Raw genomic sequence first — 14,308 nt, 5'->3', positions numbered from 1 at the left:
GGCTCAGCGTCCTTTGAAGGCCGGGGTGTGCTTTTCCATGAAGGCGCGGACGCCTTCGCGGTAGTCCTCGCTGCGGCCGGCAAGGCGCTGCAGGTCGCGTTCGAGGTCCAGCTGCTCGTCGAAGCTGTTGTTCAGGCTGGCATTGAGGCTGCGCTTGATCAGGGCCAGGCCGTAGGTGGGCTGGGTGGCCAGGTGATGGGCGAGTTTCAGAGCCTCTTCACGCAGGGCGGCGTCATCCACCACGCGGTAGATCAGGCCCCATTGTTCGGCCTGCTCGGCGGTCAGGCGGTCACCCAACAGGGTCAGGGCCTTGGCGCGGGCCATGCCAACGAGGCGGGGGAGGGTCCAGGTGCCGCCGGAGTCCGGGATCAGACCGATCTTGCAGAAGGCCTGGATGAAGCTGGCGGAACGGCCGGCCAGGACCAGGTCGCAGGCCAGCGGAATGTTGGCGCCGGCACCGGCGGCTACGCCATTGACCGCGCAGATCACCGGCAGCGGCAGGTCGCGAAGGGTACGGATCAGCGGGTTGTAGAACTTCTCGATGGACTCGCCCAGGTCCGGCGTGGCGGCACCGGGGGCCACGTTGCGGTCGCCCAGGTCTTGCCCGGCGCAGAAGCCGCGACCTTCGCCGGTCAGCAGCAGGACGCGGACCTCGGGGTTCTGGCGCACCTGCTTGAGGGCTTCGCGGACTTCGCCATGCATCTTGGCGTTGAAGCTGTTCAGCTGCTCCGGGCGGTTGAAGCTGAGGGTGGCGACGCCAGCCTCGATGGAAAACAGGATGTGCTCGAAGTTCATGGCTTTGGCGCTCTATGCAGTTCGAAGGAGTTGGCGGTCAGTGCTTACTGGCCGGTGAATTCGGGGCGGCGCTTTTCCTGGAAGGCGCGGATGCCTTCTTCGCGATCGCGTGTGCCGGCCAGCAGGGTGAAAGCGTGGCGCTCGAAGCGCAGGCCGCTGGCGAGGTCGGTGTCTTCGGCCTTGAGCAGCGCTTCCTTGGCCAGGCGTACGGCCAAAGGCGCCTTTTGGGCGATGACGCGGCCGATGGCGAGGGCGCGTTCGACGGTGAATTCGGGCTGGGTCACTTCGCTGACCAGTCCGGCGCGCTGGGCGTGGCGGGCGTCGATGGCTTCGCCGGTCAGCACCATCTGCATGGCCAGGGATTTACCGACGGCGCGCAGCAGGCGCTGGGTGCCACCGGCGCCGGGCATGATCCCGAGGTTGATTTCCGGTTGGCCGAAGCGGGCGTCTTCGCCGGCGATGAGGATGTCCGCATGCATGGCCAGTTCGCAGCCGCCGCCCAGGCAGAAGCCATTGATGGCGGCGATCAGCGGCTTGCTGAAGCGGGTGATGCGTTGCCAGTGGGCCAGGCGCGGGTCATTGAGGATGCCCACCAGGTCGCGTTCGGCCATTTCCTTGATATCGGCGCCGGCGGCAAAGGCCTTGCGGCTGCCGGTAATGACCACGACGCGGGTCTCGGCGTCCTGCTCGGCGGCGTCCAGTTCGGCGGCCAGCTCGCCCAGCAGCTCGGTGTTGAGCGCATTGAGCGCTTCCGGGCGCTGCAGGGTGATCAGGCGGACACCCTGCTCGGGCGGCAGGACTGCAAGGGTACGAGGCATGTCGACGCTTCCTCAGGTGCACGCACGGCCGTTGTCAGCCGCTCTTATTAGTGGGTTCGGGGTGTGCCCCTTCCTGTGTCTGCCGCGCTGAGGGCGGGGCGACTTTGGTCGGAGTATAACCACAAAGCGATACAAAACAACAATAACTAATATGATTTATGTGTCTCATGTGTGGCGCTTTTACTACCAATGGGCAAATCAGCAGGTGCTGTCATTGCGGCGTATAAGCCGTATTTTCTAGCACCTCATGGTGGTTGCAGGCCTTGGTAGCGCACTGATGACTGATCGCCATCTGATACAGCGCGTGATGCTTTTATGTTTCCAGTTGATGTGATACAAAATTAATCGTTGAGCGAATCGCTTTTCGCCACCTTGTGGCTTCACACGTCTGTTGGGGAGTTCTTCCATGTCGACCACCGCCCGCGCCGCCGCCCTCGAGCTGTTCGAGTACCATCGCGGCACCCTCGAACGCGCTGGCCAGGCGATCAGTGAGCGCGGCTACTGGTCGCCTTTCCCGGAAAGCCTCAAGCAGTACCCGGAAGAGGCAGTGAAGGGAGCCCAGGCGGCCTTCGAAGCACTGCTTGGCCAACACTTCGCCCTGGTCGGTCCGCAGCCAGTGGGCCGTGCCGGTGCCGAGCGTTCGCCCTATGGTTTCGATCTGGACGTGAGCTACGACCAGTACGACGCCGACACGCTGCTTGCGCGCCAGCAGGCGGCGCTGCCGGCCTGGCGCGACGCCGGCCCGAAGGCCCGGGTCGGGACGTGCCTGGAAATCCTCCAGCGCCTCAATGCGCTGAGCCCTACGCTGGCCTATGCGGTGATGCACACCAGCGGCCAGGCCTACATGATGGCCTTCCAGGCCGGTGGACCCCACGCCCAGGACCGTGGCCTGGAAGTGCTGGCCTACGCCTGGCGCGCGATGAATGAGGTGCCGGAAGCGGCGCGCTGGACCAAGCCGCAGGGCAAGCAAGACCCGCTGGTGCTCGACAAGCGCTGGCACATTGTTCCGCGCGGCCTGTCGCTGGTGATCGCCTGCTCGACATTCCCCACCTGGAACACCTATCCCGGCCTGTTCGCCAGCCTGGCCACCGGCAACCCGGTGCTGGTTAAGGCGCACCCTGGCGCGATCCTGCCCGTGGCCATGAGCGTGAAAGTGGCCCAGGACGTCCTGGCCGAACTGGGCTTCGACCCGGCCCTGGTCAGCCTGGTGGTGGACACCCCGGACGCTCCGGTGAGCCAGAAACTGGCCCTGGACCCGCGCGTCAAACTGGTGGACTTCACCGGCTCCAACGCCTTCGGCAACTGGCTGGAAGACAACGCCCGCCAGGCCCAGGTGTTCACCGAGAAGGCTGGCATCAACAGCGTGATCATCGACAGCGTGCGTGACATCAAGGCCGTGGCGCGCAACCTGGCCTTCTCCCTGAGCCTCTATTCTGGGCAGATGTGCACCACCACCCAGGCCATCTACGTGCCCCGTGGCGGCATCCGCAATGGTGACGAGCAGTTGAGCTTCGATGACGTGGCGCAGACCCTGGCGGGGGCCGTCCGCAGCTTCCTGGCCGACAACGAGCGCGCCTGCGCGGTGATCGGCGCCATCCAGTCCGAAGTAACCACCCAGCGCATCCAGGCTTGCCGTCAGCTGGGCGAGGTGCTGCTGGATAGCGAGGCCCGCGAGCATCCGCAGTTCCCCGGCGCGCGCATCCATACGCCGCTGCTGCTGAAGGTGGACGCCGCCGACCGCGATGCCTATTCCGAAGAACGCTTCGGTCCCATCACCTTCGTCATCGCCACCGACGACACCGCGCACAGCCTGCGCCTGGCCGGTGAGGTGATCGCCGAGAAGGGCGCCCTGACCCTGGGCGTGTACTCCACTGACGAGGCGGTGCTGGACCGCGCCGAGCAGCTGTCCTTTGATGTGGCCGTGGCGCTGTCGATCAACTTCGACGGTGGCGTATTCGTCAACCAGTCCGCGGCCTTCAGCGACTTCCACGCCAGCGGCGGCAACCCGGCGGCGAACGCGTCCATCACCGATGGTGCCTTCGTCTCCCGGCGCTTCGTCACCGTGCAAAGCCGCCGCTACGGCGTATAAGAAGAAGGAGCCTCCGATGACCTGCTACAGCCTCGACGGCGTGACCCCAGTGGTGCATCCCACCGCCTATGTGCATCCCAGCGCCGTGCTGATCGGCGACGTGATCATCGGGCCGGGCTGCTATGTCGGCCCGCTGGCCAGCCTGCGTGGCGACTTCGGCCGGATCATCCTGGAGGAGGGCGCCAATATCCAGGACACCTGCGTGATGCATGGCTTCCCCGACAGCGACACGGTGGTCGAGCGCAACGGCCATATCGGTCACGGCGCCGTGCTGCACGGTTGCCGCATTGGCGAGGACGCGCTGGTGGGGATGAATGCGGTGGTGATGGACGGCGCGCGGATCGGCGCGCGCTCCTTCGTGTCCGCCACTGCCTTCGTCAAGGCCGGCTTCGGTTGCCCGGAGCAGTCCCTGGTGATGGGCGCCCCGGCGCAGGTCAAGCGCAGCCTCAGCTTTGATGAAGTGGCCTGGAAGCAGGCCGGCACCCGCGAATACCAACGGCTGTCCCAGCGCTGCCTGGAGAGCCTGGTGGCCTGTGAGCCCCTGGCCGAGATGGAAGCCGACCGGCCGCGCATCGCCGACCGTGGCCTGCGTCCGAAAGGGACGTCGTCGCAATGAGTGCGGTCTGCGCACACCGGGGACGTTCCCCGATGGTCATGCCGAGGAGCCTGCGGGTATATTCGGCATCTTTCCCGTTTCCAGTACGCCCATGACCTCGCTCGTGCCTTTGGATCAGCTCGTTACCCGCTTCCAGCAGCAGACGCCCATCCGCGCCAGCTCGCTGATCATCACCCTCTATGGCGATGCCATCGAGCCCCATGGTGGCACCGTCTGGCTGGGCAGCCTGATCCAGTTGCTGGAGCCCATGGGCATCAATGAGCGCCTGATCCGCACCTCCATCTTCCGCCTGACCAAGGAAGGTTGGCTGAGCGCCGAGAAAGTCGGGCGGCGCAGCTACTACAGCCTGACCGGTACCGGCCGGCGGCGTTTCGAAAAGGCCTTCAAGCGGGTCTACAGCTCCAGCGTCCCGGCCTGGGATGGCGCCTGGTCCCTGGTGATGCTTTCCCAACTGCCGCAGGACAAGCGCAAACAGGTGCGCGAGGAACTGGAATGGCAAGGTTTTGGTGCGATATCGCCCACCGTGCTGGCCAATCCGCGTTGCGACCGGGTGGACCTGACCGCCACCCTGCAGGAGCTGGATGCCCTCGAAGACAGCATCATTTTCGAAACCCGCTCCCAGGACGTGCTGGCCTCCAAGGCCCTGCGCATGCAGGTTCGCGAGAGCTGGAACATCGACGAACTGGGCGCGCACTACAGCGAGTTCATCCAGCTGTTCCGCCCGCTCTGGCAGGCGCTGCGCGAGCAGGAGAACCTGCAACCGGCCGATTGCTTCCTGGCTCGAACCTTGCTGATCCACGAATACCGCAAATTGCTGCTGCGCGACCCGCAACTGCCCGACGAACTGCTCCCGGGCGATTGGGAAGGCCGCGCGGCGCGCCAGCTGTGCCGCAATATCTACCGACTCATCTTTGCCAAGGCAGAGCAGTGGCTGAACGCGGCGCTGGAAACCGCGGACGGTCCGTTGCCCGATGCCGGCGAGAATTTCTATCAGCGTTTTGGCGGGTTGAGGTAGAACAGCCGCTCGAGAGTGGGCGGCAGTCACGGACGAGGTGAAGCCGGCCTGGCCGGATAACGACAAGAACAACGCCTAGCGTGAGGCTGAGAAAGCCATGATGACTGCACAATCACTGAGGGCAGACCGCTTTGATGAGTGGCTGCAGGGTATCAACCAGGTCTGCGGGCGCTTCGGCGCCAAGTTGCTGGGTTCGGAGTTTTCCGGGGCCATCCGCGAGTACAAGTCCGGCGCGATCAAGCTGAGCTTTGTGGACGTGGCCCAGGCGCGCCTGTACCGCACCCCGAAGGAAGTGGCCCAGAGCGACGGCAAGCACTTCTATCTGGCCTTGCAGCTCAGCGGCCATGCCGGCATGGAACAGGCCGGCAACAGCATCGAGATGGCGCCTGGCGATATCACCCTGATCGACTCCACGCTGCCCAGCGACTTCGTCTACCGCGAGAATTCCCGCCAGTTGTCGCTGATCCTGCCGCGCCACCTGGTGGAGCAGGGCCTGCGCTTCTCCGGCGCGCGCTGCGCCCAGCGCATTCCGGCCAGTTCGCCGGTGGCCGTGCTGGCGAACCGGCTGATCCTTGAATCCACCCGCCAGGACAGCCTCAGCCTGCCCGAAAGCGAAGCGACCCTGGAGGCGGTGGTAAGCCTGCTGCGCCCGGCCCTCTGCGCCGCCGAAGTCGAGCAGGACGCCCACGAGCGCATGTTCCGCAAGACCCTGCGCTTCATCGACGAGAATATCTGCGCCGAAGAGCTGTGCCCCGAAACCATCGCCCGTGAAGTTGGCGTGTCGGTGCGCGGCCTCTATCGCATGTTCGCGAAGAAAGGCCTGGTGGTGGCGCAGTACATCAAGAACCGTCGCCTCGACTTCTGCGCCGAAAGCCTGCGCCATGCCACCGCCGAGCAGAAGCTCTCGGCCCTCGGCTACGCCTGGGGTTTCACCGATTCCAGCTACTTTTCCACCGCCTTCAAGGCCCGCTTCGGCGTCTCGCCCAGCGAGTACCGCAAGCAGTACAGCCAGGGTTGAGCATTCTTGTAGGGATGGCGACCTTGTAGGGACGACTGGCGCCGCTGCGGGTCCCGGCTGCCTTTTATTGTGGGAGCGATTTCAATCGCGAAGGGTGGCGTAGCCGCCCTCAGCAGGGCTGATGGGCAATCCTGCGGCCTGCTTTCGCGAATGAATTCGCTCCCACAGGCTGTGCTTTCCAGGCCCAGATCACCGGATGGTGACGGGGCTTCGCTTCTATTGTTGGCGCGCCCTACCTTCTTTGCCATCACCTGGCAGCCCTGCCAATGCGACTGGCACAGACAAAAAAACCTCCTTCCTTCGCAGCGCCGAGAATTCGGACATCTGCCCTGTTTCCGCACGCCATTCCGGCGATGCGGGCAGGCTCCGGAAGAGGATCGAACATGAGCAAGGTTGAAATCCTGCCGCAGGTGGCGGCATTCCTGGAGCGCCGCCATGGCTGCTTCATCGATGGCCAGTGGGTGCTGCCTGAAGGTCCGACCACGCAGGTCTTGAACCCGGCCACCGGCGAGGCCATCGCCGCCGTGCCGGATGTGCCGCTGGAGTACCTGGAGCGGGCCGTGCAGTCTGCCCACAAGGCGTTCAAGTCCCGCGTCTGGTCCGGCCTGCGTCCCGCCGACCGCGAGCGCATCCTGCTGCGCTTCACCGCCCTGGTGGAAGAGCACGCCGAGGAACTGGCTCAGCTGGAAACCCTGAGCCAGGGCAAGTCCATCAACATCTCGCGGATGCTGGATGTGGGCGCCACTGTCGAGTTCATGCGCTACATGTCCGGCTGGGCCACCAAGATCGAAGGCCAGACCCTGGACGTGTCCATCCCGATCCCGCCGGGCTCGCGCTTCACCGCCTTCGCCCGTCGTGAGCCGGTGGGCGTGGTCGCCGGCATCGTGCCGTGGAACTTCCCGCTGATGATCACCACCTGGAAACTGATGCCGGCGCTGGCCTGTGGCTGCACCGTGGTCATCAAGCCCGCCAGCGAAACCCCGCTGACCGCCTTGCGTCTGGCCGAGCTGGCCGTCGAGGCGGGCATTCCGGCGGGCGTGTTCAATGTCATCACCGGTGGCGGCAGCACCGTGGGCAATGCCCTGGCTTCGCACCCGATGATCAGCAAGGTGTCCTTCACCGGCTCCACCGCCGTAGGCAAGAGCGTCGGCGCGGCCTGCATGGAAAACATGACCCGCTTCGCCCTGGAGTTGGGCGGCAAGAACCCGATGATCCTGCTGGAAGACGCCGACGTGGAGAAGGCGGTCCAGGGCGCGCTGCTCGGTGGCCTGCTGAACAATGGCCAGGTCTGCGCTGCCGCTTCGCGCTTCTATGTGCACCAGTCCCGCTATGACGCGTTCGTTGAGGGCCTGGCCGCTGCGGTGAAGGGCCTGTCCATCGGTCCGGGCATGGACCAGGAGGCGGCGGTCAACCCGCTGGTGTCGCGCAAGCAGCAGCAGAACGTACTCAAGCACATCGACCTGGCCCGCCAGGAAGGCGCCCGCGTGGTGGCCGGTGGCGAGCGCCTGGAAGGCGACGGTTTCTTCGTCCAGCCCACCGTGCTGGCGGACGTGGATCACGGCATGACCGTGGCCCGTGAAGAGGTCTTCGGCCCGGTGCTCTCGGTGATCCCCTTCACCGACGAGGACGCCATGATCGAACTCGCCAACGACAGCCCCTACGGCCTGGCGGCGAGCCTCTGGACCAACGACCTGTCCAAGGCGATGAACCTGGTCCCGCGCATCGAAGCCGGCACTGTCTGGGTCAACGCCCATGTGCTGCTGGACCCGAACATGCCCTTCGGCGGCGTGAAGCAGTCGGGCATGGGCCGCGAATTCGGCCGGGCGGTGATCGAGGCCTACACCGAGCTGAAATCGGTCTGCATTGCCCACTGAACCAAACCCTCGATTTCCGGCAGGCGCCTTCACGCCTGTCGGTTTTTTTTGAGGAATCCGAAATGGGTCGCTTTCCTGTGGGGGCGAATTCATTCGCCAAGCAGGCCGAAGGTCTGCCCATGGCTCTTGAAGGGGGCAGCTGCGCCGCCCTTGGCGAATGAATTCGCCCCTACAGGGAAAAGGTCGCGGTGGCAGCCAAATCCCCACCAATTCCCCGATCTGCACCTTTCGCACCGTCCTGGTGCGGGTAAGCCTTGCACTTTCCATTCCTGAACTAAGCTTTTGGCAGTCCCCCGATCGAAGGACCGCCCGATGAGCGAACCTCTCCTCAGCTTCGACGAACTCAAGCAAGCCGTTGCCAGCGGCGAGATCGACACGGTGCTGGCCTGCATGGTGGACATGCAGGGACGATTGGTCGGCAAGCGCTTCCAGGCCGAGTTCTTCATCGACAGCGCCTTCGAAGAAACCCATTGCTGCAACTACCTGCTGGCCGACGACATCGACATGGAGCCGGTGCCGGGATACGCCGCGGCGAGTTGGAGCAAGGGCTATGGCGACTTCGTGCTGAAGCCCGACATGAGCACCCTGCGTCGGTTGCCCTGGCTGGATGGCACTGCCCTGGTGCTCTGCGATGTGCTTGACCATCACCACCGCGAAGACCTGCCCCACAGCCCGCGCGCCATCCTCAAGAAGCAGGTGGCGCGGCTGGCGGAGCGAGGGTATCTGGGCATGTTCGCGTCGGAGCTGGAGTTCTACCTCTTCGACGAGAGCTACGACGCCATCCACAAGCGCAACTACAGCCATCCGAAGACGGCTTCGCACTACATCGAGGACTACAACATCCTCCAGACCACCCGTGAGGAACCGGTGCTGCGGGCCATCCGCAAGCACCTGCAGGCGTGCGGGGTGCCGGTGGAGAACTCGAAAGGGGAGTGGGGGCCGGGCCAGGAAGAGATCAACGTCCGCTATGCCGACGCGCTGACCATGGCCGACCGCCACGCCATCATCAAGCACGCCTGCAAAGAAATCGCCTACCAGCAGGGCAAGTCCATCACCTTCATGGCCAAGTGGCGCTACGACCTGGCCGGCTCCAGCTGCCACGTCCACAGTTCGCTCTGGGACAAGAAGGGCAAGAAGCCGCTGTTCTTCGATACCAAGGACGAGTTCGGCATGTCGAAGCTGATGCGCGCCTGGGTGGCCGGGCAGCTCAAGTACGCCAGCGAAGTCACCTATTTCCTCGCGCCCTACATCAACTCCTACAAGCGCTTCCAGGCCGGCACTTTCGCGCCGACCCGCGCGGCGTGGAGCCGTGATAACCGCACCGCCGGTTTCCGCCTGTGTGCTGAAGGCAGCAAGTCGGTGCGCATCGAGTGCCGCATTGGCGGTGCTGACCTCAATCCCTACCTCGCCTTCGCCGCGCTGATCGCCGCAGGCCTGGCGGGTATCGATGAAAAGCTCGAACTGGGCGCTCCCTTCGAGGGCGACGCCTACCAGAACGACCAGTTGCCGGAGGTCGACAAGACCCTGCGTGAGGCCACCGCCGCACTGAAGGGCTCGGCCATGCTGCGCAAGGCCCTTGGCGATGAAGTGGTGGACCACTACGTGCACACCGCCGAGTGGGAGCAGAAGGAGTACGACCGGCGCATCACCGACTGGGAGCTGCAGCGCGGCTTCGAGCGCTACTGACGGTTTTTGCTGTCTGGCCAGAGGCGGGTTCGGGCACGTCCGCTGGCCGGTTTGTAACGGGGATGGGAGCAGTACGACAGGCTGTCGCAGCGCAGGCGGGGAAGGTGCCCGAACCGCCGCATGGAGCAATCCGTCGCCATTCCCAACAAAGGGCACCCATCATGAATCCGGCAAGCCAACAGGGCTCCACGCCTCAGGACGATGACGTCAAGCTGTTGCACAGCATGGGCTATGCCCAGGAGCTGTCGCGACGCATGGGCGGCTTCTCCAACTTCGCGATTTCGTTCTCGATCATCTGCATCCTCTCTGGCGGCATCAACTCGCTGGCCCAGGGCACGTCCGGCGCCGGCGGCGCGGCCATCGGCATCGGCTGGCCCCTGGGCTGCATGATCTCCGGAGTCTTCGCCGTGGCCATGGCGCAGATCGCCTCGGCCTATCCCACCGCCGGCGGGCTGTATCACTGGGGCTCGATCCTCGGCAACCGCTTCACCGGCTGGCTCACCGCCTGGTTCAACCTGCTGGGCCTGGTGACGGTGCTGGGGGCGATCAACGTCGGCACCTACTACTTCTTCTTCGGTGCCTTCGGGCCGATGCTCGGGATGGAGGACACCATCACCACGCGCATCATCTTCCTGTCCATCCTCACGGGCGGGCAGGCGCTCTGTAACCACTTCGGCATCGGGCTCACGGCCAAGCTGACGGACTTCTCCGGCTACCTGATCTTCGCCACGGCCATCGCCCTGACCATCGTCTGCCTGGCCGCTGCGCCGAGCTACGAATTCTCCCGGCTGTGGACCTTCGGCAACTTCTCCGGGGCGGCCGGTGGCAATGTCTGGCCGGAGGTGTCCAACAGCTGGATCTTCCTCCTTGGCCTGTTGCTGCCGATCTACACCATCACTGGCTACGACGCTTCGGCCCATACCTCGGAAGAAACCGTGCAGGCAGCCCATTCGGTGCCGCGCGGGATGGTGATGTCGGTGGTCTGGTCGCTGCTGTTTGGCTGGCTGATGCTGAGTGCCTTCGTGCTGATGCTGCCAAGCATGGAAGAGGCGGCGGCGCAGGGCTGGAACGTGTTCTTCTGGGCCATGGATACCCAGGTGAATTCGACTGTGAAGGAGTTGCTCTACCTGGCCATCTTCATCTCGCAGATTCTCTGTGGCCTGGCCACGGTGACGTCCGTCTCGCGGATGATCTTCGCATTCGCCCGTGACGGCGGCCTGCCGGCGTCCAAGGCGCTGGCCTCGGTCTCGCCGGCCCACCGCACCCCGGTGGCCGCGATCTGGACCGGCGCTACCCTGGCGGTGCTGTTCGTCTGGGGTTCGTCGCTGGTATCCATCGGCGAGACGCCGGTCTACACCATCGTGGTGTCCTGCACCGTGATCTTCCTGTTCTTCTCCTTCGTGATCCCGATCGTGCTCGGTCTCTTCACCTTCGGCACATCGAAGTGGCCGCGGATGGGCCCCTGGAACCTGGGGCGCGGGCTGTACTCACTGGTGGCGATCCTGTCGGTGATCTCGATGGCGCTGATCTTCATCATCGGAATCCAGCCGCCCAATGACTGGGCGCTGTACATCACCATCGGCTTCCTGATCCTCACCGGGATCATCTGGTTCGCCTTCGAGGCGAAGCGCTTCCAGGGCCCGCCCATCGGCGACATGATCGCCAAGCGCCAGGCGGACATCGCCGCGGCTGAAAAGGCATTGAACAAGTAGTCCGTGCCGGCGCCCCTGTTCCTGCGGAGCAGGGGCGCCTCGTCTTCAGTTCGCGGCTTCCAGGCGGATGCCGCGCACTTCGACCTGATCGCCAGGCTTGAAGCGTTTGTTGGGAGAGCGGAAGCGCTGCACCGAGCCGTCATCCATCTTCACCATGTAGGCCGGTTCGGCGAGGCCGCTGGATTGTTGCACGGTGCTTCCGCCGAAGTAGCCCACGGCCGCACCGGCCACGGCACCCACGGGGCCACCAATGGCGCCGAGCATCAGCCCGGTCACGCCGCCGGAAGCTTTGCCGACGGTGGTGTCAGGGACTTCGGATATCACTTCTGCCGCAAAGGTGACGGGCGAGGAGAGCAGGGCAAGGCACAAGGCGACGTTAGGGACTTTCATGATGGTTCCCTTCGATTGGGGATGGCGAAGGAGAAGGATCATTTTTCGTGCCAGTAACCGAACCCCTATAAATCAGCCGGTTGGGTTTGTGCGGGTCATTTTGACCATGGTGCGAATGACAACGGTTGTTGTCATTCTGACTGGATTTTGAGGCGGTCGGGCCCAATGGTTTTCGTTCCTCTACCCATCCTGCGGTCCGGCATATGTAGGGTGGATGGCGCTCTTTCCATCCACCAAGGGTGCCGGGCCGGGCTCTGGAAGGTGGATCGGTGAAGCGTGATCCACCCTACGAGGGAGCGATGGATTTCGTTGGTCAGCGCTATTGTGGGAGCGAATTCATTTGAACTCGGGAAACCACGTCCTTAGGACGTGGTCATGAGTCACCGGCTCTGCCTGTGACGATGGAAATGCTCCGACTAGAAGGATGAAGTCAGACTTTCTGTAGGAGCGAGCTCTGCTCGCGAAAGATCGTGCTCGGGCTGTTCGCGAGCAGAGCTCGCTCCTACGGAATGCGTGTTTCGGTGTTGGGAGTCCGTAGCCCGGATGAAATCCGAGGAAGTTCCTACCGTCCGCTCCCGGATTTCATCCGGGCTACGATTTGGCCGCCTGCTCCGAGCTACCCCCTTATAGGGGGCGAAAAGCAAGTCCACGTTCTACGAACGTGGATGTTTACTTGCGATTGAAATCGCTCCCACAGGAGCCGCGGATCAGAGCTTGATCAGCACCGACTTCAGTTCGGTGTAGTGCTCGATGGCTGCCGCGCCCATCTCACGGCCAACGCCGGAGAGTTTGTAGCCGCCAAAGGGCAGGGCAGGGTCGAGGGCGCTGTGGCAGTTGACCCAGACCGAACCGGACTTGATGCGCGGGATCATCCGGTGCACGGCCGAGAGGTCGTTGGACCAGATGCTGGCGCCCAGCCCGTAGGGGTTGTCGTTGGCCATGCGCACGACTTCGTCGATGTCGTCGAAGGGCATGGCCACCAGCACCGGGCCGAAGATTTCTTCCTGCACCAGGCGGTGTTGCTGGTCGACGTCGACGATGACGGTCGGCTTGACGAAGTAGCCGGGACCGAAACCCTCGCCACCGCAGGCGATGGTGGCGCCTAGTTCGCGGCCGAGGTTGATGTACCCGGTGACGCGGTCCTGCTGCTTGGCGGAGATCAGCGGGCCCATCTGCACGCTCGGGTCCAGGCCGTTGCCCAGCTTCATGCCATTGGCGATGCCGGCGATGTCGGCCACCACATTGTCGAAGTGCTTGCGGTGCACGTAGAGGCGCGAGCCGGCGCAGCACACCTGGCCCTGGTTGAAGAAGATCGCGGTGGCGGCACCGGCGGCGGCTTCCTGCAGGTTGGCGTCGGGCATGACGATGGTGGGGGACTTGCCGCCCAGTTCCAGGGTCACACGGGTCATGTTGTCCATGGCGGCCTTGCCGATCTGCTTTCCGACTTCGGTGGAGCCGGTGAAGGTCAGCTTGTCGACGCCCGGATGGCGGGTGAGGGCAACGCCGGCGTTCAGGCCAGTGCCTGTGACCAGGTTGAACACCCCGGCCGGGTAGCCCGCCTCCAGCACAAGCTCGGCCAGCTTGAGGGCGGTCAGCGGGGTTTCGTCGGCGGGTTTGAGCACCACGGTGCAACCGGTGGCGAGCGCCGGGCCGAGCTTCCAGCAGGCCAGCAGCAGGGGGAAGTTCCAGGCGACGATGGCGCCGACCACGCCCACGGCTTCGCGGCGGATGTAGCCGTGGAACTGGTCGTCGGGCATCAGCGGCAGGGACGGGTCGACCGTGGTGCCTTCGATCTTGGTGGCCCAACCGGCCATGTAGCGGAGGAAGTCGATGGCCAGCTGCACGTCCATGACCTGGGCCACGGCGGCGCTCTTGCCGTTGTTCAGGCATTCCAGCTCGGCCAGTTCCTGGGCATCGCGCGCCATCAGGTCGGCCAGGCGCCACAGCAGGTTCTGCCGCTCGCGCGGGCGCATGCGGCTCCAGGCGGAATCGTCGAAGGCCTGGCGCGCGGCTTGTACGGCGCGGTCGACGTCTTCGGCAGTAGCGGAGGGCACTTCGCCCAGGACTTCACCGGTGGCCGGGTTGCGGAAGTTCATGGTGCTGCCGCTGGCGGCGTCCTGCCACTCTGCGCCGATCAGCATCTTCAGCTTGCGGTTGAGGAAGGCTTGGGTCTGGGGAAGGACGGGCAGGTCAGCGAGCATGGGATGGAGCCTCTGTTCATTGAAGTTGTAACCCGCTTTCGCAACCGCCATGCCAAGGCTTGAATATGAACATAAGGCAATGAATTAAAAGGAT

At 64.4% G+C, this 14,308-nt stretch carries 11 protein-coding genes; 7 read left to right on the top strand and 4 right to left on the bottom strand.

Annotated elements, in window-relative coordinates:
* Window positions 1–3: 3 nt before the first annotated feature.
* Both paaG and paaF read right to left on the bottom strand, forming a co-directional pair.
* Window positions 4–795 (bottom strand): 2-(1,2-epoxy-1,2-dihydrophenyl)acetyl-CoA isomerase PaaG, encoded by a 792-nt coding sequence (gene paaG / locus THL1_RS15700; RefSeq protein WP_069084103.1) that lies wholly within the window; start codon window positions 793–795, stop codon window positions 4–6.
* Between the two features lie 44 nt (window positions 796–839).
* Window positions 840–1,613 (bottom strand): 2,3-dehydroadipyl-CoA hydratase PaaF, encoded by a 774-nt coding sequence (paaF, locus tag THL1_RS15695; RefSeq protein ID WP_069084102.1) that lies wholly within the window; start codon window positions 1,611–1,613, stop codon window positions 840–842.
* A 406-nt stretch (window positions 1,614–2,019) separates the two neighbouring features.
* Between paaF and paaN the strand changes: the two genes are divergently transcribed.
* The 7 genes from paaN to THL1_RS15660 all read left to right on the top strand — a co-directional run bounded on the left by paaN (window position 2,020) and on the right by THL1_RS15660 (window position 11,623).
* Entirely contained in the window at window positions 2,020–3,702 is a 1,683-nt protein-coding gene (gene paaN / locus THL1_RS15690; RefSeq protein ID WP_069084101.1) for a phenylacetic acid degradation protein PaaN, read from the top strand.
* A gap of 16 nt (window positions 3,703–3,718) precedes the next feature.
* Window positions 3,719–4,318 (top strand): phenylacetic acid degradation protein PaaY, encoded by a 600-nt coding sequence (gene paaY, locus THL1_RS15685; protein WP_069084100.1) that lies wholly within the window; start codon window positions 3,719–3,721, stop codon window positions 4,316–4,318.
* Window positions 4,319–4,409: 91 nt separating this feature from the next.
* The gene (paaX, locus tag THL1_RS15680; protein ID WP_069084099.1) at window positions 4,410–5,333 is read left to right on the top strand and encodes a phenylacetic acid degradation operon negative regulatory protein PaaX; all 924 of its coding nucleotides are present in this window, start codon (window positions 4,410–4,412) and stop codon (window positions 5,331–5,333) included.
* 97 nt (window positions 5,334–5,430) lie between these two features.
* Entirely contained in the window at window positions 5,431–6,351 is a 921-nt protein-coding gene (gene feaR, locus THL1_RS15675) for a transcriptional regulator FeaR (protein WP_069084098.1), read from the top strand.
* Window positions 6,352–6,734: 383 nt separating this feature from the next.
* On the top strand, window positions 6,735–8,225 hold the full coding sequence (locus THL1_RS15670; RefSeq protein WP_069084097.1) for an aldehyde dehydrogenase family protein: 1,491 nt from the start codon (window positions 6,735–6,737) through the stop codon (window positions 8,223–8,225).
* A gap of 312 nt (window positions 8,226–8,537) precedes the next feature.
* Window positions 8,538–9,911 (top strand): glutamine synthetase family protein, encoded by a 1,374-nt coding sequence (locus tag THL1_RS15665; protein ID WP_069084096.1) that lies wholly within the window; start codon window positions 8,538–8,540, stop codon window positions 9,909–9,911.
* A gap of 161 nt (window positions 9,912–10,072) precedes the next feature.
* Complete coding sequence (locus THL1_RS15660) at window positions 10,073–11,623, top strand: amino acid permease (RefSeq protein WP_069084095.1); 1,551 nt, start codon at window positions 10,073–10,075, stop codon at window positions 11,621–11,623.
* A 45-nt stretch (window positions 11,624–11,668) separates the two neighbouring features.
* On the opposite strand, the gene THL1_RS15655 is transcribed toward THL1_RS15660, so the two are convergent.
* A complete protein-coding gene (locus THL1_RS15655; RefSeq protein WP_069084094.1) occupies window positions 11,669–12,013 on the bottom strand; it encodes a hypothetical protein in 345 nt (114 codons plus the stop codon).
* Window positions 12,014–12,720: 707 nt separating this feature from the next.
* Entirely contained in the window at window positions 12,721–14,214 is a 1,494-nt protein-coding gene (locus THL1_RS15650) for an aldehyde dehydrogenase family protein (protein WP_069084093.1), read from the bottom strand.
* Window positions 14,215–14,308: the final 94 nt, after the last annotated feature.

Origin of the sequence: Pseudomonas sp. TCU-HL1 (assembly GCF_001708505.1) — a bacterium.
Classification (GTDB): domain Bacteria; phylum Pseudomonadota; class Gammaproteobacteria; order Pseudomonadales; family Pseudomonadaceae; genus Metapseudomonas.
Note: the sequence above shows the minus strand (reverse complement) of the source record. Positions and strands in the feature narration are given on the sequence as shown.